Here is a 22,685-nt window from a genome sequence, read left to right as displayed (position 1 = left end):
TAAATACCTGAGCTATCTATTCTAAATTACAGGACGCATTCGAGTCTGACGCGAACATCTGTTACCATCGCGCGCAAAGTCATGCCAAGATTCCAGAACCGGGGAGCCAAGAAAAGGAAGAAACGCCATGATTCAGGAGATTACCGCCCAGAATCTGAACACGGAACTGTTCATCGGCCAAAAAATAGAGGAGATCTGCGCCGCTGCCGGAGACACTATCGCCATTAATGCCTTGTCAGGGGGCGTCGATTCGTCGACCGTCACAATGCTCGGTCACCGGGCACTGGGAGATCGCCTACGGACGGTGTTCATCGAGAACGGCATCATGCGCGAGGGCGAATCCCAGCAGGTAGCGGGCTGGTTCCGGGACCTGGGCGTTCACGTGGAAGTGGTCGACGCGCGCAACGACTTTTTCGGAGCGCTGAAAGGCGTCACCGACCCCGAGGAAAAGCGGGAAGCCATCACGCAGACATTCTACAAGAAGGTCTTCGGCAAAATCGTGCGGGAAAGCGGCGCAAAATGCCTCCTGCAAGGGACCATCCTGACTGATGTCGATGAAACCGTCGCCGGGATCAAGCGCCAACACAACGTCTTCGCGCAGCTTGGCATCGACCCGGAGCGGGCGTTCGGCTACCGCATCATCGAGCCCCTCATTCAATTGCGCAAGGACGGCGTCCGTAAACTGGGCCAGGCCCTCGGCCTGCCCCCTGAACTGTTCGACCGCATCCCGTTCCCCGGCCCGGCGCTGGCCGCGCGCGTAATCGGCGAGGTAAATCCGGAGCGCATCGCGACCGTACGGCAGGCAACCGCGGTCGTCGAACGCCTGCTCAAGAACAGCGGCACATTCCAGTACCTGGCGATCCTGCACGAGGACCGGGTCACCGGCATGCGCGACGGCAAGCGCGAATTCGGACACCAGATTGAGGTGCGCTGCTGGAACAGCGTGGATGCGCGGACGGCCTCCCCAGCGCGGCTTTCCTTCGACGTGCTCGAAGAGCTTGCGCGCGAGATTACTTCACAAGTGCCGGGCGTCGTCAGCGTGACGTACAACATCGCCGCGAAACCGCCGTCAACCATTGAAGCGGTGTGAGCACCCCGGGCCAGCACTTCGCGCCTGCGGCGCCGGCTGCGCCTGCGCTACAGTACATAGCGGCTGAGGTCTTCGCTTTCCGCGATGCCCTCGAGGCGTTCGCGCACGCACGCCGCGTCGATTCGGAATTCGCACCCGTCGCGCTCGGGCGCCTCGAAAGAGATCTGTTCCAGCAGGTATTCCATGACGGTGTGCAACCGCCGCGCCCCGATGTTCTCCGTGGCCTCGTTCACCCGCTGCGCCATTTCCGCGATCAGGTCGATGGCCGCTTCTTCAAAAACCAGCCGCACCCCCTCTGTCTCGAGTAATGCCGTGTATTGCTTGATCAGTGAATTGCGCGGCTCACGCAGGATACGCCCGAATTCCGCTGCCCCGAGGCTTTCCAGTTCGACCCGGATCGGGAAACGGCCCTGCAGTTCGGGTATCAGGTCGGACACCTTTGTCATGTGAAACGCGCCCGCCGCGATAAACAGGATGTGGTCCGTGCGCACCGGCCCGTACTTCGTGATAACCGTGCTGCCCTCCACAATGGGCAGGATGTCGCGCTGGACGCCTTCCCGCGAGACGTCCGGCCCGTGCGCCGGACCGCCCCGGCTCGCGACCTTGTCGATTTCATCCAGAAAAACGATCCCGCCGTTCTCGACACGGTCGATCGCCTTGCGTACGACAACATCCATGTCGATGAGGTCCTGCACTTCCTCGTGCTCGATAAGCCGGCGCGCCTCCTGGATGGACACCTTGCGCCGTTTGGTTCGCTGCGGCGCTATTTTCCCAAAGATTTCCTGAAGATTCAGGCCCATCTCCTCCATGCCGGCGTTCGAGAACACCTGCATCATCGGCATACCGCCGGTTTCGCGAGTGTCGATCTCGATTTCCCGGTCTTCCAGTTCGCCCGCGCGCAACTTGCGCAGCAGCATTTCGCGCGTCTTCGCTTCCGCGTCGTCCATGACCGCCGCGGGGGCCTGACCCTCGTCGCCCGCGCCCGGATCGCGCGGACGGTACCCCTTCTCCAGCCCCGTCCTGTGCCGCGGCAGCAGGAAATCAAGCAGGCGCCGTTCCGCGTTGCGCTTGGCGAGTTCCTCCACATCCCGCTGCATCTCCTCCCGGACCAGATTCACGCCCACTTCCGTCAGTTCGCGGATCATGGACTCGCAATCGCGGCCGACATAGCCCACCTCGGTGAATTTGGAGGCCTCTACCTTGACAAACGGCGCGTCGGCGAGCTTCGACAGCCGCCGTGCGATTTCCGTCTTGCCCACGCCGGTCGGGCCAATCATGATGATGTTCTTCGGCGCAACTTCATCGCGCAGGTCCGCCGACAATTGACGGCGGCGCCAGCGGTTGCGCAGCGCAATGGCCACTTTTACCTTCGCTTCGCGCTGGCCGATGATGTATTTGTCGAGTTCCTCGACAATCTGCCGGGGTGTTAGTGTGCTCATGCCTCTTATTCTCCTGCTCCGCGGCGACCCACGCCGGGGAGACAAAACCGGCACGCTCTCGGACGCAATGCCTCTGCCGGTCTCAGGCCGGTTCGTGTCATCAACCCATCTTCGCGATCCGCCTCAGATGCCGTTCCCCCCCTTGGAATCGCTCCTGGAACCAGACCTCGATCAGCCGCTTGCATTCCTCCAGCGGCAGTACGCGCCGCCCCAGGCATAGCACGTTCGCGTTGTTGTGTTCCCGCGCCATCCTCACCATCTGCTCGTTCGTGCAGGCCGCGGCACGAATCCCTTTGTGGCGGTTCGCGGCCATGCTCACGCCAATCCCTGTACCGCACAGCAGAATGCCTTCGTCTGCGCGGCCGCCGAGGATCACGTCGCACACAGCGTTGGCGTAATCAGGGTAATCGACCGATTCCGCGCCGAACGTGCCGCAATCTATGACTGAGTGGCCCAGTTCCCGCACATATTGCACCAACGCTTCCTTGTACGCCGGCGGCGGTCCTTCGTAACCGCTGTGATCGCAACCGAATGCTATTCTCATTTCAATAACTCCCAGCGGCCCTTGGCTTGTCTCTCCACAGTGAGAGAGCAGGCGGCAGTTCAGCAACACGCAGAGTGATGTGCTGCAACCTGATCGCCCATCACGGTCATTGTAGGAATTCGCGGCGCCGGTTCACAAGCGCCTGCGCGGTCAACCCGCGTTCCGCAACTCGGACTCCGGCACCGCCCCCGCTCGCAGCAGTTCGTTGGTGACCGGATCGAAAAGCGTCGAAGGCAGGCTCTCCGGGAGCAACCCGCCATCTATGGCCAACGCGATGCCGGCGAGGTCAAGCGTTGCGACGCGGCGGGCAGGCGTCTGCCCGGACGCATTCGCCGAGGTCGAAGTCAACGCGCCGCCAAAGACGCGGCACAATGCCTGCGCCGTCGCATTAGACGGCAGGCGCACCGCCACTTTGTCGCCGCCTGCCGTCACCCGGGACGGGAGCGCCGCGGATTTTGGAAACAGCAGTGTCAAAGGCCCGGGCCAGAACACGTCCATATAGACCCGTGCCTGATTGGGGACGCACCCGGCCACGCGTTCGAGGTGTCCCAGTTCGCCAATAATCAGAACAACCGGCTTGCCGGCGTCTCGCCGCTTCACTTCGAAGAGGCGGTTCAGCGCCGCCTCCGAAAAGGGGTCCACGGCAAGCCCGTATACCGTTTCGGTGGGATAGGCAACCACACCGCCCGCCCGCAGCACGGCCACGGCCTCGTCCAAGCCGTCAGGCGTCGCCGGAACCGTCTTCACCGCAGGGACTCCAGGTAACCACGGACATCGCGAAACGCCCGGCCCCGGTGGCTCATCGCGTGTTTCTCCTCCACGGACATCTCAGCGAAGGTGCGGTCATGCCCGTCCGGCACGAAAACGGGATCATAGCCAAAGCCATTCCGGCCGCATGGTGCGGCGGCGATGTGGCCATCGACCGTTCCCACCGCGAGGTAGGGCTTGCGGCCCGGAATGACCAGTGTCGCGCAGCAGACAAACCGTGCCGTGCGTTCATGCCAAGGCGTGTCTCCCAGCGCATCCAGCAACTTCGCGACATTCTTTTCGTCCCGGCACTCCGGACCGGCATAGCGCGCTGAGTACACCCCCGGCGCGCCGTCCAGCGCATCCACCATCAGCCCAGAGTCATCCGCCACGCAGGCGAGCGCCAGCCGTTCGCTGTAGTATTGCGCCTTTGCCAGCGCGTTTTCCTCGAACGTCGGCGCATCCTCGGCCGGTGCTGCTACGGGAGGAAAATCGGCGAGCGTTTTGATATCCCACGGCAGCCCGTACAATATCTCAGCCAGTTCCCGGGCCTTCTTCCGGTTGGCCGACCCAATGACCAGCGGTTCAGGCAAGTTCCAGCGCCCTCTCCTGCAACGCGATGAGTTCCCGCACGCCCTTCCCGGCGCGGTCAAGCATCTGCTCCAGCACCGCTCGCGGAAATGAGGCGCCCTCCGCGTTGCCCTGCACCTCGATGAACTGCCCTGCGCCGTCCATGACCACATTCATGTCCACTGACGCCTTGAAATCCTCCTCGTAGTTCAAGTCGAGCAGGACTTCACCTTTGACCACGCCTACGCTGATGGCCGCGCAGACCCCAGAAACCGGCACGCGCGCCAGATTACCCTTGGCCACCGCCGCGCGCAACGCTTCATATACCGCGATGTACCCGCCCGTGACCGACGCGGTCCGCGTACCGCCATCCGCCTGGATGACGTCGCAATCCACGTTGATTTGACAAGGACCGACAGCTTTGAGGTCGACCACGGCGCGCAGGGACCTGCCTATGAGCCGGCTGATCTCCTGGGCGCGCCCCTCCGTCGACTTGCGCCGCTCCGTCCGCTCGGGCGTGGAACCGGGCAACATGCTGTATTCCGCCGTCAGCCAGCCTCGCCCCGTGTCTTTCAGGAATGACGGTACCCGCTCCACAAAATTGGCCGTGCAAATCACGCGCGTGTTGCCGAACCCAATCAATACGGAACCCGCAGAAGACTTGATGAACCCGCGCTCAATAGACACGGGACGCAACGCATCCGGGGCACGTCCGTCTGCACGCATAGAGCCTCCGTGATGCCGCCTACGGCGTGGTGACCGGCTGTTCCGCCGGGGCCGCATCGTCACTTGGCACAGCTTCCGGGGGTTCCGGGGAGGATTCCGGCGCCGCCGCGGCCTCGTCTTTCTTTTCCTCGTCCGCGGCAGCCTCGTCCGCCGCCACTTGCGTGATATGGACGTCGCGATGATATTTTTGAATCAGGTCTCCCCAGACCGCGCTTTCCAGCAGGACTTCCACCGCCCGCTGCAACTGCGTGTCCTCCACGGAACCTTCGGCGGGCGCGTTGCCCGTCACCGCGCCGTGATTCTGACGGTCCGTCATGGAGGGGTCGTTCTCGAAGGACTCGTACAGTTGCTTGCCCAGCGCCCGCTCCTGGTCCCAATCCATGAGTACTTCGATATCCGGCAATATGCCGTTCTTGTCGATCGTGACGTCGCCCGGCGTGTAATAGAGCGCCGTCGTCAAACGAAGCGCCGTGTTTTCCGGGTGAGGAAGCGGGATGATCGTCTGTACGCTGCCCTTGCCGAACGTCTTCTCACCCAGAATAATCGCACGTTCGTAGAATTGCAGCGCGCCCGTTACGATCTCCGACGAACTTGCGGTCTGCTCATTCACCAGTACGATGACCGGGAACCCTTCCGGCAGCACCGGGTTTCCCCCCGTGTACAGTTCAAGGTCATCCGGGTTCCGCCGTCCCGCGAGTTCCCGGCCTTTCGTGTACGTAACCAGCGTGCCGCGCGGGAGGAAAAGTTCGCACACATCCTTGGAAGCCGTCAACAAGCCGCCCGGATTCCAGCGCAAATCCAGGACAAAACCCTTCATGCCCTCTTTAAGAAACTCCCGAAGCTTCTTTTTCAGGTCCTGCGCCGTATTCTGCTTGAAATCGCTGATACGAATGTAGCCGATACCGTTCTCAAGCAGGCGGGATTCCTTCAGGCTCGCCAGTGGCACCTTCTCCCGCTTTACGTCGGTCTCAATCACCTCCGGCTCTTCTTCGCCTTCCTTCAGCCTCAGCAGAGTCAAACGCACGGTCGTGCCGCGCGGTCCGCGGATACGGTCCGCGGCGTCGCTAAGAGTCATTCCGATGGTCGGCACCCCGTCGATTTTGGCAATGATGTCGAAAGGACGGATGCCCGCGTCGGCGGCAGGCGAATTCGGAATCGGCTGGAAAACCATGATCCGCTCCTGGTCATCCAGCTTGATCGAGACGCCAATGCCCTCGAACTCGCCCTGGGTGTCCTCCTGCATGATTTCGAGGTCTTCCGCCGACAGGAAAGAGCTATGCTCGTCCAGCGATCCCATCATTCCGTACAAGGCGCCTTCAACCACTTCGCGAATATCCACCTCGTGGACATACTGGTCTTGAATCGTATCCAGCACCAGGCCAATGGGCTCGATTTCGCGATAAACATCGACTTCCTCGGTCTCCGCGCTGATTCTTGCCACAAAGCCGTTGCCCAAGAGCAACACCAGCGAAACCAGGAAAGTAAGCAGGGTCAAAAACTCAAGTTTGGTGTTCCGTGTACGCATGCTTGTCTCCGCGCGTAAGCGCCCGAATCCGTCCGCGCGCATTCTGCCTTCAGATAGGGGCAGTGTAACAAAAGTCTGGAAATGATTGCGAACCGCCAAGCCTTGGCGCCCGCCAGCCGTTGACAGCAGACGGGCGCTTCCGCTGTTTCACGAATGCGCGCCGCTGACGGTCTCCCACGCGAAGGCGCGCACACCCGGTCTGCGCGGTAATGGTTTCTGAATCAAGGATTTACGGAATGACAGGCAGAAGCGCTATGGCATCGTGCCTGTTTCTTTTTCCTGCAGGAGTTTCAGGATGTGCCCGCGCAGCCAGCGGAAATACTCCGCCCGCTCGCCTGTTCCTGTCAGCAGATAGGCGTCAATTTGCGGCAACGCCTCCGCGTGCCGGCCCTGCTCGTAATACATCTGCCCCAATTCGGAGGCATTGCGTCCGCCGGGCAGTTCGCGCAGCCCTTCCAGAAAAGCGGTTTCCGCACGCTGTCGATCGCCCTCGGCCAGCGCGATCTTGCCCTCGTAGTATTTGGCCTTTCCCTTCTCCGCGGGAAGCCGGAGTTCCCCGGCCCGTTCCATCCAGCGAAACACCACTTCTTGCGCTTCCGCCAGCCGTCCCAGCGACAGAAGGCAGTCACACAACGGTTCGAAGACCGAGACCGGCGGCGGTTCGGCCTCCGCGGCAGGTTGCAGGCAGCGCACGGCCGCGTCCAGGTCCCCGGCCTGCCAATACAGCACGCCCAGGCGTTTCTGCGTATCGGCACGGTTCTGCGGCCCTTGAAATGGACAGTTCAGCGCCTCGGCATACACAGCTTTCGCGTTCTCCAAGGAGCCCGCTTCCTCGAAGCGCATGCCGCGCTCCATGAGTACCTCGCCCAGCTCTTCATCGAACGCGTCCACGACAGAACCGCCGAATCTCGCATACAACCACGTCCCGGACAGAAAAACTGCCATTCCCGCGAACGTAACCACGGCCACGGCGCGCATCAGCCCCTGTTCCGGCATGGTCTCATCGCTCACGGAGTATCTCCTGGCTCCTGTTCCATCGCGGCAAGCTCCGCTTCCAGTTCCGCGTGCAACGTGGAACTCTGCGCCACTCTCTGCAGCAGCGCCCGGTATTCGAACCGCGCTTCCGCCGCACGGCCCGACTCCGCGAGGCGCCGGGCGAGCATTTGCCGCACAAGGATCTGGTCCCCAGCGCTCGCTGCCGCTTCCTGCGCCAGCGCCAGGGCCTGGTCCTTGCGGCCGAGATGCGCCAGCGCTTCCGAGTAATACGCAAGCGCCACGCCGCGCCTGCTTTCCGGAAGGGCTCCAATCGCCGCTAAGAAAACCTCGTCCGCCGCATCCCAACGTTCGCTGCGGACAAATACCTCGCCCAGCCACGCCAGAAACTGCGCCTGCTCCGGCTGCGCCAGCGGCGCGGCCTTCAGAGCGTCGATATAGACGTCTCCGATCCAGCTGAGCGTACGGCGGACCGCGTCTTTCTCTTCCACCAGCGCGGCGGTGCGCGCCAACCCCGCCAGTTTCTCCGCCCCGCGCAGCAATTGTTCCGCATTCGGACTGGTCAGCGCCGCGACAAGCCGCAGCGCTTCTGGCACGGCGCGGTGTTCCTGTTCGAGCCGCTGAATCGAGGTGGAGGCAAGTTCCGCCAAGGCGGCGCCACGAGACTCGGGCGCGGTCACGATGCTCAGTTCTCCCCACAGCGCCAGGCTTCCGGGGTCGCGCGAGATGGCCTGCATAAGCGTCCGCCGCGCGAGTTCCGGCTCACCTTTTTCGCGATAGACTACGGCCAGATGCCACGCAATCTCCGACAGCGCGGCCGCCGGCGGCGGCTCCCGGCGGCCCAGCCGGTCCACCGCGCGGTGCAGCGCGTCCAGAAAGGGCCCGAGACGGCTGTGCTCGCTCGCAAACCCATGGTAAACGCGCCAGAATCGCGTATCCTCCGGCTTCAACTCCGCCGCTTGGCGGAACACCCGGTCCGCCTCGTCGACGTTTCCCGCATGGGCGTGAGCCAGTGCGAGCCGTTCCTGCAGTCCCGCGCGGTCACGCGCACCATAGACCAATGCCTTGTCGAAACACTCGGCGGCGGCCCGCCACACTTCCTGTGCGTCGCGGCCCGCGTCTGCCGCGGCTTGCGCTTTCATTGCCGCGAGCGCCCCCCGCAACTCCCACAATTCCGGCAGGCAGGGACAGAGCCGCTCGAGGCGGTCCAACTGCGCGACGGCGTTGTCCATCATGGAGGTCGCATGCTTTGTCCCGCTCGCCGCAAGAGCGACCTGCACACGCGCCAGACGCACCAGGGCCTGTACGTTCTCCGGTTCCGCCGCCACGACGGGTGTCAGCCTTCTGACCGCGGCCTCGCTGTCACCCTTGCGCAAATCGAGCAGCGCCATGAACAGCGGGAACCGGGTGTCCCACGGCGCCAGCTCGTGCCCCCGCGCCAGGGCTTCATACGCCTTCTGGCGCACCGCGGCCGCAGCATGCTCATTTCCTTGCGCTGCATACTGTTCGGAACCATAGCGCGCAAATTCGGCCGTCTGGAAATGCCGTTCCGCCGCGAAGGCCTGCGTGCCGAACACCGCGGACGTCAGCGCCGCCACGCACGCGGCCAGTGCGGCGGCTATTGAAACACCCCGGCTCAGCGCAACTGCGGGGATTCGCGCAGACAACAGGCCCAGCAACAAGAACAACAGCGTCGATGAAACCGGCACGCGCACATTGAAACCGAACAGGCCATCCACGGCGAAAGCGCATACGCAGGCCGCGCTCACGAGTCCCAGGGGACGGTCGCGCGCGGCTTGATTCTGTGCGCCCAGCATGAGACCCAGGAAAACACCCCACAACAACAAGGCCATGTACAGCGCCGCGCCCGGCACGCCCGCGTCGATCGCCGTTTCCAGCAGATCATTGTGCACGTGCATGTTCTTCTTGCCGGTCGTGGCGAACCATTGCTGCTCGTAATTCGTCCAATAGCCTGCGTTATACAACGCATATTGCCCGGGACCGAAACCCAGGGCAGGCCGTTCCAGCGCCATGCGCGCGGCGCCGAGATAGCCGTTGTAGCGCAGCAGCAGCGAGCCGTCCATTGGCGCGTAGGTCTGTCGAACGGCGCGATGGGCCACCACCAGGCTGCCCGCGCCTGCCAGCACGACTGCCCCGGCCAGCAACAGGGTCTTCCAGGCCGCTCGCAGCGGTCGGTTTTCCCTGCGGCGCATCCACATCGCAGCCACAGCCAATACCAGAGCCGCGAGCAGTGCCACCCGCGCCCCGCGCGCGGCCGTCAGATAGAGGTGCACGGCAATGACCAGCCCCGGCGCGAGATACAGCGGTTGCCGGCGCGATAACCCTGCGGCCAGAATGAGCCCCAGAACCAACGCATGGGCCGCGAAATTCGGGTTTGCGTATGTCGAAGGAAGACCGAAATACTCCTCCACATTCTTCTGTCCCCACGGAAACGGGTCTGGCCAGCCCGTAGCCTGGTACAACCCGTACACACTCGACGCCGCCACGGCCAGCACCATCGCCCCCATCAATTGCCGCGCATTGCCTGCGGTGCTGCAGGCGTGCGCCGCATACAACGCCAGCAGCGAAAGCCCCAGCCAGCGCCGCCACTCCGTCAGACCATGCGCCAGATGCTCCGATGCCAACGCGGAAACGAGGTTGACCAGCAGGAACGCCCCGAGCAGCAACGTCAGCGACGACCGCCAGCGCAGCCCCTTCCCTGAAACCAGCACATCCAGAACGCACAACGGCCCAAGCAACGCCAACGCCCAGTCCGTCGCCAACTGCTTGATGGGCCCCGCGGGATTGTGCGTGTACGGATATAACGCGAGCACGAGCACAAACACGAACCCCATCAACACCACCCGCATGCTCCTGCGCATGATTGAGTCCCGGTCTTCCATGACGTCGTGGTATATCAACTCCTGGGACCCCAGACAAGTCCAGCCCTCACGCAGCATCGTGCGAAAACCCGCGCGGGCTGCACGTCATCGGAAATGCTCGCCGCTAAGGCCCTTGAGAATGACATCGTTGCGGCGCGGGGCGCAGGTCGTCCGGCGCAACCGTTGCGGGCGGACACACCGGCGTGACCCCGGCATCGATCCAATGCTGCACCAAGTCGCGCAACGCGGGCGCCATCGTGTAGTACTGCCGCCCTTGCTCCTTCGGGTTTGCCTCCTGCGCCAATGCGCCCCGCATGAACGCGGGCAGGATCTCGAGCAGCAGGTCGAGTCCTCTCAGCACCACGCGGGCCCTGATGCGTCCCAGCGGCTCGCCCCGGCCCACCTCAATGAGCCGCCTCGCGAGGATCGGGCCGGTGTCGATGCCCCGGTCCATCACGTGAACCGTCGCCGCAGGCTGCATGCCGTGGTAGAGGCTCCATTCAGCGGCATTCAGGCCGCGAATATGCGGCAGCCATGCGCTGTGGATGTTCAATACGCCGCCGGGGAAGCGTTCCAGGAACGGGGCGCGGAGAATCCCCCCGCCCGTGAACAACCCGGCGTAGGGCGTGTACCGGTCCACCAGCCGCAGCACCCCGGGCGTGTCGTATCCCCGCACGACGTGAAAGGGAACCCCCAACTCCCGGCACAGGGAACGCAGACTTCGATGAGACACGCCCCATTCGTGGAGCCGTTCTCGATACATCGCGTATTCCGAGTCGTGGATCGACGCACTGCGCCTGCCGAGCGCACTGCGCATTCGCGCGAAGGACTCCGGGCCGAAACGGCGCCGCCACTGTCTCCACCGCCCCGGCGAAAACTCAGTCACGCAGAAGACCGCCTTCACCGGCGGCACATCCCGGGCGCGTCGCTTCAGCGCCCACAACAGCGCCAGAGCCGTGGGTGAACGCCGGTAGCCCGCGAGCAGAATCACGCCCTCACCCATCGCCCAACCCTCCTGTCACGAATCCGGACAAGTGCGCGTCGAGGTCCATCATCGCATCCGTGAAGAACTTTGCCGCCCAATTCGGATACCGGAACGTCAGGTAACTTCCCTGCAACGGATGTGACCCCGCGATGGCACCGTGCAGATGGGGCCGGTTCGGACAATGCCTCTGCCGCCGTATTACTTCATCGAGCGCCTTCAACGCGACGTTCAGATATCGCGGGTCGCCATCGCGTTCGTATACCCGCAGCCACGCAGACGCAAGTTGGCAATGTCCCGTGAGGCATGCAAAACGGAAATCGCCTGCCCACTTCCCGTCGTACGAGCCCGCAATCCGGCCCGCAATCTCGCAACGCCGCATGAGCCGCGCGCACGAGTCCGCGGCGGGCGCGCCGAACCGGTCCCAGGCGCCCAAGTTGCGTGCGCATTCCAGTAACCCTTGAAACGTATAACCGATGGTGTGCGTAAAGGCAGGCGTACCCGGGCGAAACCCCCAGTTGCGGAACGCGCCGTTCTCAAGCCGGTCCGACAAGACCGCCTCAAGACCCCGCTCCACGGATTGCAGCACGTCTTCGTCGCCCCAATGCTTCCAGACAAGGGACAACGGCAGGCAGACATGCGCGTAGTAACTCGGCGAGAACCCCGGACAATACGCGTGCTTGCGCCAGCGGCCGTCGTCATCCTGCTCCCGTACCAGCCACGCCGCGCCACTTTCCGCCGCCTCCCGAAAGCGCGGGTCTTTCGAGTGTTCATGCGCGGCACAGAACCCGAAGAGAATCTGCGCCGTATTGAACACGCTTGGCCGCCCCGGCCGCCCGGCGCGATATAGTCCGCCGGGGAACGCCCCGTCCGGCATTTGCAGCGTCAGCAGCCACTCCCCCATCCGCAGGGCCCGCGCCGCATAGTCTGGGTTTCCATACGCGGTCGCGGCGCGCAGCAAGGTCGGAATGATGTAACCGGTTGTCTCCGGATAGGGCGGAAACCAGCCCCACCAGGGGACATAATAGGCGCACGAGCCCCCCGCCCCGGCTGCGTCCTGCGACGCGCACAGCCAATCCAGGGCCGCGCGCACAGCCGCGATACGGCCCGCTTGCGCTGTCCTGCAACGGGACATGGCGTCTGGGTGCGCTCTTACTTCACTCACATCTTCACCGTTATCATGCCGGGCAGTCTACGAAATACACCGGAACAGGTGTCAAGACCGCATTCTGAAGGAAGTCTCGGATTGTTGACAGTCTTGGAGACGCCACACTAGAATGTCGGGCGGCTGCGGGCGTCTAAGCGGGTTTGGGCGGAGATTGCGTGTCACTACAAGGGATGTCCGATAAACACGCGCCATATGGCTAGTTCGTCGCGCGTGTCCGGGCGCGACAACGCTGTGCACATTCTGTTCTTGTGTCAATATTTTCCGCCTGAAATGGGTGCGCCTGCGGCCCGTACTTTCGAACATGCCCGTAATTGGGTCAAGGCCGGTCACAATGTCACCGTCGTCTGCGGCAAGCCGAATCATCCCGACGGAGTCATCCCGCCCAAGTATCGCGGCCCGCTTCTCTACCGTGAAAACATGGAAGGCATCAATGTGTTGCGCTGCTGGCTCTACGCCACGCCGAACCGGGGCGTCTTCAAGCGCAGCATCGCTTTTTGCACCTTCATGTTGTCCGCCATGCTCTTCGGAAGCTTTGCGTCGGGCCGCTGCGACGTGGTCGTAGCGACCTCGCCGCAATTGCTGTGCGGGCTTGCCGGATACGTGGTTTCCGTGTTGAAACGCAGACCCTTTGTATTCGAAGTGCGCGACCTCTGGCCCAAGCAGATCATTGACCTGGGCGCGGTGCGCAACCCCGTTGTGATTGGCCTGCTCAAATGGGCCGAAATGTTCCTGTACCGCCGCGCCAAGGCCATCGTCACCGTGGCCCCGGCCACCGCCGAGGAGATTGTGAGCCGCGGCATCCCCGGCGAGAAGGTCTTCACCGTTACGAACGGCATTAACGAGCGTTTCTTCTGTCCGCGCGACCGCATGGGACCCCTGCGCGACCATTACGGCTGGGGCGATGACATCGTGGTCATGTATATCGGCACGCACGGGTTGTCCCAGGGGCTCAGCACCATTATCGAGACGGCCGCGCTGCTGCAGGACCGCGAGAACATCCGTTTCGTGTTTGCCGGTCAAGGCGCCGAGCGAGAAATGCTCATGGAGATGGCGCACCGGAAAAAGCTGCGGAATGTCCAGTTCCTCCCCATGCAAAGCAAGGAAAAAATGCCCGAATTCTACGCCGCCGCCGATATCTGCCTTGTCCCCCTCAAAAAACGGGATTACTTTCGCTACAACATACCGTCGAAGATGTTCGAGATCATGGCGTGTGCGCGGCCTCTCATACTGGGCGCGGAGGGACAGGCGCTCGACATACTCAACGAGGCCGGCGCGGGTGTCTCTGTCGAGCCTGAAAACGAGCACGCGTATGCCGAGGCTATCCTCAGACTCGCCCAGGACCCCGAACTGCGCGCACGGTTCGGCGTCAGCGGCCGCGAATACGTGACCCGCAATTACACCCGCAAGCTGAAGGCAGGCAACTACCTCGAATGCCTGGACCGCGTCGTCAGGAACAAGTAAGCCTCGATGAAGACTCTCCGTCTCTACTGCCAAACGCTACGCTGGCTGCGCTTCCGGCAGGTCCGCGCGCGGTTGCTCCTCTTTCTGCGCCGCGAAACGGACCCGCTCCTCTTTCCAGCGCGATTGCGGCGGGTTCTGCGCGGCAAAGCGGGAGCTCCGCGTCTTTCGCCGTGCGTGCAAGAGGGGAGACTCGCCGCGACACCGCCGCACAGCGCCTTGGACGCAGCCGCGATTCTCGCCGGCGAATTCCTGTTTGCCCACGTAACCCGTCGTTTCCACGACGTGCCGGATTGGTCCTGCCCCGACCCCGCGCTGCGCTATTGGTATTACAACCTGCACTATTTCGAATACGGCCCCGCCCTTGCGCAGGCGTACCGCGCCGCCGGCAATACCGCCTATCTCGAACGCCTCATCATGCTGGTCCTCTCATGGATCGAGGCCAACCCTCCCGGCCGCGGATTTGCATGGGATGGCGGACCCCTCTCGTACCGCATTATCCATTGGTGCGACATGGCGTTCCTGCTTCCGCGGGAGCTCCAGGGAGACTCGCGATTCGCGGGCGCGTTCCTGCACAGCCTCTTCGCCCAAGCCCTCTTTCTCGAATCGCATCTCGAGTATCATCTCGGCGGCAATCACCTCGTCGCCAATGGCCTCGCCTTGTTGTACGCCGGGACTCTTTTCGCCGGCCCGGCGGGAGCGCGATGGCGCCGGCGCGGACTGCACATACTTGAAGAAGAACTCGCGGAACAGGTTCCCGGCGACGGTGGCCATTATGAACGCTCGCCCATGTATCACGCGGTCGTGCTCGATCTATATCTGCGGGCCGTACGCCTGCTTCGGGCAAGCGGGTTGCAGGAGCCCGAAACGTTTGGAGACAAGATCGCCGCAATGGCCCGGTTCCTGGCGGCATTGCGCGAACCCGACGGAGAGTTCCCCCTGCTGAACGACGCGGCCTTCGGCGTGGCGCGGCCAAGCTCCGCGATTCTCCGCGATGCGGAAGACCTGCTCGGCACACACGGCCTGCAGTTGCCTGCCGCGGGCGTCGCCGCATTCCGAGAGACCGGTTTCTTCGTCGCGCGCCCTGCCGACCGGGATTTCTTCCTCTTTGACGCCGGTCCCGTGGGTCCCGACTGCAATCCGGGGCATGCCCACAGCGATACGCTGAGTTTTGAGCTCGCGTTGGCGGGACAGCGCATCATCGTCGATTCGGGAACGTACAGTTACGCGGCGGACCCCATGCGCGAATACTGTCAGAGCACCCGCGCGCATAATACCGTCCTGATCGACGGCATCGAGCAGACGGAGAAATGGGGCCCGTGGCAGTTCCGCGCCGCGCGGCGCGCGAAACCGGTAGACGTGGACTACTACGAACACGATGGGCTCACGGTGTTCAAGGGAAGTCATACCGGCTACGACCATTTGCCCGGCCAGCCGCGCCACGTGCGCCACGTTCTGCTTATCCAGGGGCGATTCTGGATTGTCTTCGATGAAGTGTGCGGCGGCGGTGTCCATGCCGCCGAGAGCTTCCTCCATTTCCATCCGGACGTGGCTCTGTCCCCGCAGGGCGCGACTTGGCAGGCCGCATTCTCCAGCGGCAGCCTGTGTATTCTCTTTTTCGGCAACGGCGTTGCGGAACAGATCCCCACTGCCGACACGCCGCCGCAAGGCTGGTACTGTCCTGAATTCGGCATGCGCCTGGCGCAGCCCGTGCTCCGCGCGACTGTTCAGGGCAGGCTTCCGCTGCGTTTTGGCTGGGCGTTGCTTCCGGGCGTGCGCGAAGCCCGCGTCGCCGCCGAAACCCAGCCAAACGGAGTCAGCGTGTATTGCAGCATGGATAATTGGAGCTGTGCCTTGCGCCAATATCCCGGCGGACGTTTCCATCTCGGCGATTAGTGAGCTGTTGTGCGCTTTCACTGACGCATTGTTGCGTTTCATGTGCGCCCGCTTGCTGTCCCGCGGCCTTCTTGTCCCGGCGCCAGTTCCGCGAAGGACAAGACACAAGCATCCGCGTTTGCAGGGGCTACGGCGGACAAGAGTCTGCACAGTCCGCACGCGACCGTATTTCTGAAAAGGACCACATCGACTGTTTCCCAAGCTTCCTCGGGATGGGGGCCGCGCGCGTTGATCCGTTTATCCCGCACGATTACTATGAAGCCGCCTGGAATCGCTCTGGGAAGAATTTGGCGGGTGTGCATGACCAATCTCAAACGCATAGGCGTGCTATGGGCTGTTGTGCTGGCCAGCTTTGCGGCATTCACAGCCGTGTATTGGCCGCTGCAAGCGTATCAAGCGCGCATGGCTCCTGAGAACTTTGCGGCATATGCGCGGGAACTCGCGGAGAACGGCCGCCCCGCGGATGCGATTGCCGTTCTTCAGGAGGGGATGGCCTCGTTTCGCCCGCCGTGCCGCGCGCCTTACGAAGCGCTGGCGCTGCTGCTGGAGCAGACGGGCGCTACGGATGCGCGCAACACGCTCGAGCCCGCCCGCATGTTCTACGCCGCTACGGAACAGGCCAATCCCGACACGCGCGACAGCCTGCTGCTGGAGGCTGCGCGGTTGCGGCTCCTGCAGCAACCCGCCCCGCCGTTCGGCGCCGCGAACGCCCAGGCTCTTCAACACATGGCGGCCGACCTGACCGCGGTATACGGCGCGGGACGCGCCGTGCTCGGCATGCGCCCGGAGGAGCATTTTGCGCTGCTCGCCCTCGCGGGCGGCGCATTCCGGACAGATGGCCTCGTGGGCGAAACGGGCGTGGCCTCACCCGTCGATATCCTCGTGCAGAGCGGCGGTGGCCAAGGCATACAGCGCGCGGCGCACATCGTCGTCAACGGCCGCGACTATGCCCGCCGCGAACGCGGCATCCACGCCGTGCTCTATGACCCGAAGGCCGCCGAGGTGACTCATTGGGACTGCTTTGACCTGTACGACGACCCGACGGCGGCCCACAGGCTCTCGCGCCTCCTCCAACGCGCGCCGAAAGGCACGGTCGGCGTATTCGCTGTCTTCGACGACGGCTCCGTAAACATGACACCGGAATTGGAGGAGTCGTTCATCGAGTTCGGCCTCGAACGCAGAGCGCGCATCGACCGCGGCATGGCGCTCGTAGGCCTGCGGTATAGCCTCGCGGCTATCGGCGCAAGAGGCGCCGCCCCGGGAACGGCCTTGCAGGTCTGGGCTCCCGAACGTTTCAATGCCTGCGCGGGGCATCCTGTCGCGTGCGGCGTGTTGCTGCCCCGGGGAGATGCTTCATGAGACAGCCCCTCCTGGTCTATGCCTTGATTGCGGCGGGCGCGTTCTTGCTCACGTTCGTGCTCGTGCCCGTGTTCCGCGCACTGGCCCGGAGACTGGACGTGGTGGACCGGCCGAGCGAATCACGCAAGGTGCACAAGCGGGTCATCCCCTATCTGGGCGGCGTACCCTTCTATTTTGCGTTTCTCGGGACCGTCCTTTTCATTGAGGGCTTCTATCCCGAGTATAGCCAGCCCTCCTTCTTCCCCATGTGCCTCGTCGGGACCCTTATCGTGCTCATGGGTCTGTACGACGACATCGCCGACATGTCCAGTTCCAAGAAACTCCTGGTTGAACTGGGCCTGTTCCTCCTCCTCTACTTCTGGGGCGGGTTCCGCGCCACGGAAATCGCGCATCCCTTCGGGGGGACGATCCAGATTGGCTGGCTCGCGCTGATCATATCGCCTTTGTGGATTGCGGGCGTGGTCAATGCCGTGAATTTCTCTGACGGGCTCGACGGCCTTGCCGCGGGCCTCGTCTTCGTCTGCGCTGCGTCTATCTTCGCCATCGCGTTCACGCGCGGCCAGACCACCTCCTGCATCATGATGGCGTACCTCATGGGCTGCACCCTCGCGTTCCTGTGCTACAATTTCAATCCGGCGTCCATCTTCATGGGCGATGCCGGCGCGCTGTTCCTGGGATTCGTGCTGGGCGCGTCAACGCTCATCGAGCGGCAGAAAGGCGTCGCCGTTGTGGCGCTGGCCGTGCCCATGGTCGTGTTGACGGTGCCCATCCTCGATACGCTGCTCAGCTTCTACCGGCGGCTTTTGCGCGCGCGGCAGGGCCAGTTCTTCATGCCCGACCGCGACCACCTGCATCACCGGTTGCTGGACCTCGGCCTGAGCCAGCGGCAGGTCGTCCTGTCGCTCTACTATCTCTCCGCGTGCATGGGGCTGCTTGCCTTCATTCTGGCCGGCGTTCCGGGCGCGTACGGGTTTCTCATTCTGGTCCTGGGCGGTATGGCCATCGCCTTCTGCGTCGCAGTCCTTCGTTTCATCGAAGGGTTCGCGCGCAACCACGAGCCCAATTCTCATGAGTAACGGTCCGCCTGTCCCGAACGGCGCCAAAGACGCGCGCGGAAACGCAAGACGCACGCGCGTGGTGCTTTTCGGCAACGAGACCGAACGCATCGCGGCCATCCGTTACCGCGTCATCAAATTCGCGGATATGCTGCGCGCCGACGGTTACGATTGCGACGTGTGTCTTACCTCCTCGTTCCGCTTGTGGCAACGGCTCTATGAGAACCGCGGCCGCCTCTCGCGCGCCGCGTACCTGCTGCTGGTGCTGTTCCGGCGCCTGGCCCAGCTACGGCGCGTGCCCGGGGCGGACGTGGTGTTCTTCCGCGGGCCGCTCCTGCCTTACGGCAGACCCTATCTCGAACGCGCAATCCGGCTGATGAACCCGCGCATGGTCTTCGACATCGACGATGCGGTCTGGGAGCCGCCCGCTTACGTCGATTCTTTCTTCGAGCGGTTCATGGACCACGAATGGATATGGAAAATGTGCGGCATGTGCGCACACGGCGTCGTCGGCAACCTCTATCTCGAAGAGCGCGTGCGGCCGAAAAACCCGGACCTTACCGTCATCCCCACGTGCGTGGATATGGACCGTCACGCACAGAAGACCTATCCGGCTCCCGATAAACGGCCGGTCGTGCTTGGCTGGACCGGTCTGCACACGAATCTCGGCTATTTTGAAGTCATTGAAGACGTGCTCCGCGAACTTTCGCGGCGGCATGACATCGTCTTGTCGGTCGCAACCGGAAAACCGTACCAACTACAGGGCGTGCGAGTGCTCAATCATCGTTGGACCATCGAGCGGGAAATTGCCTACCTCCAGGAGGCCGATATCGGCCTGATGCCGCTCGTCGACAGCCCCCGCGCGCGCGGCAAGTGCGCATACAAGGCCATGCAATACATGGCTGTCGGCACGCCATGCATCATATCGCCCGTGGGAATGAATGCCGAGGTGATCGAAGACGGCGTCACCGGATTCCTCGCGGATTCGCCCCGGGAATGGCTGGAAAAACTGGAGCGTCTTATTACTGACGCCGGGTTGAGGGAGCGCATGGGCCGCGCTGCGCGGGAACGCATGCGCGAACGGTATTCACACGAGGCCAACTATCCCAAATTCAAGGCAATGATAGACCGCGTCGCCACGTTGAGGAATTCATGAACGAAACAAAGGCTCATCCTCCCCTCCCTGCATATGCGAAGGCCCCGCGCGGAATGCCGCCGTCAAACCAGCCGGACGTAGCCATCGCCCAGGACTGGTTTCATGACCTCGACGCCTGGATCGATACGCACGGCCTGACCGGTCACGATCCGTTCGACATCAAACAGCACCCGTGGATGCGCGCCGTGCAACCTTATCGTCTCCCGCGCCGTGCATCCACGCTGCTCTGCGACCTTTTCCCCAATGTCCTGCGGCGCTTGCTGCACGTGCCCAGGACGGAAAACCCGAAGAGCCACGCGCTGCTCGCGCTGGCGCGGCTGCGCATGCATGAATTGACCCACGACGGGTCCTACCTGGATCAGGCAACCGGCCATCTCGAATGGCTCCTCGCCCATGGCTGCCCGGACTACTCCGGCTTGTGTTGGGGCTATCCCTTCCACGTATATGCCAAGGGGCTCGATACGCCCGCAGGCGGACCCGTGGTAGTCGTCAGCAGCATCGCGGGCGAGGCGATGCTGCGCGCGCATGCGGTCACAGGGGAAGCGCGCTGGCTCGACGCCGCCCGTTCAATCTCGGCATTCATCCTCGAAGACCTGCCCCGTCTGCGCCATACGGATGGTTCCTTCTGCTTCGGCTATGCCGTCTGCGACCATCGCCGCGTTCACAACGCCAACCTTCTCGCCGCACAGTGCCTGTTCCGCACCGCTGCCGCAACCGGCGACATCACGCTGCTGGACCCCGCCGAGGCGGCGCTGAAGTTCTCGCTGGCGCGGCAACGCGAGGACGGAGCCTGGCCCTACGGCGAGTTCTCGCAAGGCGAGCCCTACGAGGAAGCCAACCTGCGTATCGTTGACCACCACCACACAGGCTTCATGCTCCGTTCCTTGCTGGCCATCCAGGAAATTCGTCCGGGCGAAGACATTGAGAAAGCGGTCAAACAAGGCCTTCACTTCTACCTCAACTCCCTGTGGGGCCCCTATGGCATGCCCGTCAATGATTACGGACGGTACCCAGTGGACATCCACGCCTGCGCGGAAGCGGTGCTGTGTACGTCCACCTTCGCCGCAACCCGTAAGAGCCTCTTGCAGCAGGCCACGATGGCGCTGCGGTGGGCCTACTGGTACCTCCGCGATCCCCGGAGCGGCGCGCCCTACTACCGCCGCTACCGCCACTACACCTCGCGTCTTGTCTGTGCGCGCTGGGGGGTTGCCTGGATGTACCGCGCGCTCGCCGAATACCTGCACGCCATGCAGGACGCGGGCGGCGACCTGCCCCCCGTCTCGGGCAAGGCCTGGTAACCCAGCTTGCCCGGGCGCCGTGCGCCGCAGCCGTGTCTGCATTCTTGCCGCGTCGCGTCCCGGCTGTTATGATCCTGCCCGGACACGTAGGCTTCAGCAAGAGGAGCGCGCCATGCCCCTGTTCAGTTATGCTTGCGCCGCCTGCGGCGCAAAGAGTGAGATTCTTGTTCGCGGCAACGAGGAACCGGCCTGCCCACAGTGCGGCAGTCGCCGGATGGAAAAGCAGGCCAGCCATTTCGCGGCCCTCTCCAGCGCGGCAAGCGCGCCTGCCTGCGCATCCGGCGCGTGCGCCGCGGCGTCGAGTTGTCCCATGGGCGGCTGTTGCATGGAGTAACCCGGGAGTTCTCTATGCCTGACACGGGCGAGCAGGAGTCCAAACAGACCGGAGAAACCCGGAAGACGCAATCGTCCCGCCGCTGGCGCCCGGTCAGCTTTTATCTGCTCCTCATCATTCCGCTGGTGATGCTGCTTGGTCTGCAGATGGTCACTTCCAGGGACAATCCCAGGCGCTTCGCCCTGGTGCTGTCCCTGATGTTTCTCTTCTTCGGCATCCTGCTTCTGCGCGCGGTCATGGACCTTTTCGACATTGCGCGCCGCCGGCTGCGCGAAGAGCGGGACTCCTTTCGCGACACATTGGGCGACAAATCGTTTACGAATGCGCTGCGACGGCGCATCCGCGAGCGGAAACGTTAGGGGCATCCGATGTTCAATATGCGGCGCACCCGGCGCAGCGGCAGCCCCGGCACGATTGCCAAGGTTCTGGTCCTCGCGCCCAACTGGGTCGGCGACGCGGCCATGTGTACCCCGGCTCTGCGCGCATTGCGGCGCCGCCTGCCTCAGGCGGAAATCACCGTCGCCGCGCGGCGCTCCGTCTGTGAATTGCTGGAGGAATTCCCGCACATTACCCACTGCGTTGAAATCGCCGCCCGCCCCGGGTTGGCGCCCATGCTGCGGCTGAGTGCCGGGCTCCGGTCGCAAGCCCCCGACCTCGCCGTGGTCTTCCCCCACTCTTTTCGCGCGGCGCTGCTCGCCCGGCTTGCGGGCGCTCAGATCCGCCTGGGCTATGCCCGCGGCGGGCGCAGTTTTCTGCTCACGCATCGCGCAACCCCGCATCGTAAGGACGGGCGCATAGCGCCGGTCTACATGGCGCGCGAGTATCTGGACCTGCTTGAACCGCTTGGCTGCGAGGACGATGACGCGGGCCTGGAATTGCACGCGGACCCGGACGCCGTCGCGGAAGTGCGGCAGGCCATCGGCGCCGCGGCCCCGGTCATCGGCGTCGCGCCCGGCGCGGCCTTCGGGCCAAGCAAGCGCTGGCCCGCCGCGAGGTATGCCGCCGTCATGGACCGTCTTGCCGCCGAGACCGGGGCGCGATTCTTTCTGCTGACCGGTCCGGACGAAGCGGATGTACGCTCAGCTATCCTGAGACAGACTTGCGCGCCCGTTATTCAAGGCCCGTTCCGCACCACGGGCATCGCGCTGCTCAAGGCCATGATCGCGCAGGCCGACCTGCTGCTCTGCAACGATACGGGGCCGCGCCACATTGCGGTTGCCTTCCAGAAGCCGGTGGTATGCATCATGGGCCCCACGTCGCCGGATTACACGGACGGTCCCTGGGAGCGCGGCGCGATTCTCCGGGTCGATGTGGACTGCGGACCCTGCCAGAAGCCCGTATGCACAACCGACCACCGCTGCATGACCCGCATCGATATCGATAGCGTCACCGCCGCGGTCATGGATTCCCTCCCGGGCTTAAGATGATACACGCCGCACGTACCCTGTAGAATAGGAGTGGAA

The 22,685-nt window shown here is 63.6% G+C and carries 20 protein-coding genes; 10 read left to right on the top strand and 10 right to left on the bottom strand.

Going from position 1 to position 22,685, the window contains the following annotated elements:
- The first annotated feature begins 127 nt into the window (after positions 1-127).
- Positions 128-1,090, top strand: coding sequence for an ExsB family transcriptional regulator (locus KA184_02405; GenBank protein MBP8128404.1), 963 nt, complete (start codon positions 128-130; stop codon positions 1,088-1,090).
- Positions 1,091-1,137: 47 nt separating this feature from the next.
- Here KA184_02405 and hslU read toward each other — a convergent pair whose 3' ends face one another.
- From hslU to KA184_02355, 10 genes are all read right to left on the bottom strand, one after another.
- A complete protein-coding gene (gene hslU / locus KA184_02400; GenBank protein MBP8128403.1) occupies positions 1,138-2,529 on the bottom strand; it encodes an ATP-dependent protease ATPase subunit HslU in 1,392 nt (463 codons plus the stop codon).
- Between the two features lie 100 nt (positions 2,530-2,629).
- On the bottom strand, positions 2,630-3,073 hold the full coding sequence (gene rpiB / locus KA184_02395; GenBank protein ID MBP8128402.1) for a ribose 5-phosphate isomerase B: 444 nt from the start codon (positions 3,071-3,073) through the stop codon (positions 2,630-2,632).
- 150 nt (positions 3,074-3,223) lie between these two features.
- On the bottom strand, positions 3,224-3,820 hold the full coding sequence (locus KA184_02390; GenBank protein MBP8128401.1) for a threonylcarbamoyl-AMP synthase: 597 nt from the start codon (positions 3,818-3,820) through the stop codon (positions 3,224-3,226).
- A complete protein-coding gene (gene rdgB / locus KA184_02385; protein ID MBP8128400.1) occupies positions 3,817-4,413 on the bottom strand; it encodes an RdgB/HAM1 family non-canonical purine NTP pyrophosphatase in 597 nt (198 codons plus the stop codon). The genes KA184_02390 and rdgB overlap by 4 nt, the downstream gene beginning before the upstream one ends.
- On the bottom strand, positions 4,406-5,116 hold the full coding sequence (rph, locus tag KA184_02380) for a ribonuclease PH (protein MBP8128399.1): 711 nt from the start codon (positions 5,114-5,116) through the stop codon (positions 4,406-4,408). Before rph ends, rdgB begins: the two co-directional genes overlap by 8 nt.
- 19 nt (positions 5,117-5,135) lie before the next feature.
- A complete protein-coding gene (locus KA184_02375; protein ID MBP8128398.1) occupies positions 5,136-6,641 on the bottom strand; it encodes a S41 family peptidase in 1,506 nt (501 codons plus the stop codon).
- A gap of 252 nt (positions 6,642-6,893) precedes the next feature.
- A complete protein-coding gene (locus tag KA184_02370) occupies positions 6,894-7,652 on the bottom strand; it encodes a tetratricopeptide repeat protein (GenBank protein ID MBP8128397.1) in 759 nt (252 codons plus the stop codon).
- The gene (locus KA184_02365) at positions 7,649-10,516 is read right to left on the bottom strand and encodes an O-antigen ligase family protein (protein ID MBP8128396.1); all 2,868 of its coding nucleotides are present in this window, start codon (positions 10,514-10,516) and stop codon (positions 7,649-7,651) included. The genes KA184_02370 and KA184_02365 overlap by 4 nt, the downstream gene beginning before the upstream one ends.
- 124 nt (positions 10,517-10,640) lie before the next feature.
- The gene (locus KA184_02360) at positions 10,641-11,519 is read right to left on the bottom strand and encodes a hypothetical protein (protein ID MBP8128395.1); all 879 of its coding nucleotides are present in this window, start codon (positions 11,517-11,519) and stop codon (positions 10,641-10,643) included.
- Entirely contained in the window at positions 11,512-12,663 is a 1,152-nt protein-coding gene (locus KA184_02355; GenBank protein ID MBP8128394.1) for a terpene cyclase/mutase family protein, read from the bottom strand. The genes KA184_02360 and KA184_02355 overlap by 8 nt, the downstream gene beginning before the upstream one ends.
- 195 nt (positions 12,664-12,858) lie before the next feature.
- Here KA184_02355 and KA184_02350 point away from each other — a divergent pair, with 195 nt between their 5' ends.
- The 9 genes from KA184_02350 to waaF all read left to right on the top strand — a co-directional run bounded on the left by KA184_02350 (position 12,859) and on the right by waaF (position 22,649).
- Positions 12,859-14,127, top strand: coding sequence for a glycosyltransferase family 4 protein (locus tag KA184_02350; GenBank protein MBP8128393.1), 1,269 nt, complete (start codon positions 12,859-12,861; stop codon positions 14,125-14,127).
- A 6-nt stretch (positions 14,128-14,133) separates the two neighbouring features.
- Positions 14,134-16,020 carry an alginate lyase family protein gene (locus KA184_02345; protein MBP8128392.1) on the top strand — a complete coding sequence of 629 codons (1,887 nt, stop codon included), beginning with the start codon at positions 14,134-14,136 and terminating at the stop codon, positions 16,018-16,020.
- A gap of 300 nt (positions 16,021-16,320) precedes the next feature.
- Positions 16,321-17,379 carry a hypothetical protein gene (locus KA184_02340; GenBank protein ID MBP8128391.1) on the top strand — a complete coding sequence of 353 codons (1,059 nt, stop codon included), beginning with the start codon at positions 16,321-16,323 and terminating at the stop codon, positions 17,377-17,379.
- Positions 17,376-18,455, top strand: coding sequence for an undecaprenyl/decaprenyl-phosphate alpha-N-acetylglucosaminyl 1-phosphate transferase (locus tag KA184_02335; protein MBP8128390.1), 1,080 nt, complete (start codon positions 17,376-17,378; stop codon positions 18,453-18,455). Before KA184_02340 ends, KA184_02335 begins: the two co-directional genes overlap by 4 nt.
- On the top strand, positions 18,448-19,590 hold the full coding sequence (locus KA184_02330) for a glycosyltransferase family 4 protein (GenBank protein ID MBP8128389.1): 1,143 nt from the start codon (positions 18,448-18,450) through the stop codon (positions 19,588-19,590). The genes KA184_02335 and KA184_02330 overlap by 8 nt, the downstream gene beginning before the upstream one ends.
- 53 nt (positions 19,591-19,643) lie before the next feature.
- Positions 19,644-20,888: a hypothetical protein gene (locus tag KA184_02325; protein MBP8128388.1), complete on the top strand. Its 1,245-nt coding sequence runs from the start codon at positions 19,644-19,646 to the stop codon at positions 20,886-20,888.
- A 112-nt stretch (positions 20,889-21,000) separates the two neighbouring features.
- A complete protein-coding gene (locus KA184_02320; protein MBP8128387.1) occupies positions 21,001-21,222 on the top strand; it encodes a zinc ribbon domain-containing protein in 222 nt (73 codons plus the stop codon).
- Positions 21,223-21,236: 14 nt separating this feature from the next.
- Positions 21,237-21,581, top strand: coding sequence for a hypothetical protein (locus KA184_02315; GenBank protein ID MBP8128386.1), 345 nt, complete (start codon positions 21,237-21,239; stop codon positions 21,579-21,581).
- Between the two features lie 18 nt (positions 21,582-21,599).
- Positions 21,600-22,649, top strand: a complete 1,050-nt coding sequence (gene waaF / locus KA184_02310; protein MBP8128385.1) for a lipopolysaccharide heptosyltransferase II — start codon at positions 21,600-21,602, stop codon at positions 22,647-22,649.
- Positions 22,650-22,685 lie beyond the last annotated feature (36 nt).

Source organism: Candidatus Hydrogenedentota bacterium, assembly GCA_018005585.1.
Lineage (GTDB): Bacteria > Hydrogenedentota > Hydrogenedentia > Hydrogenedentales > JAGMZX01 > JAGMZX01.
The sequence above is the reverse complement of the archived record's forward strand: the minus strand, read 5'-3'. Positions and strand labels throughout refer to the sequence as shown.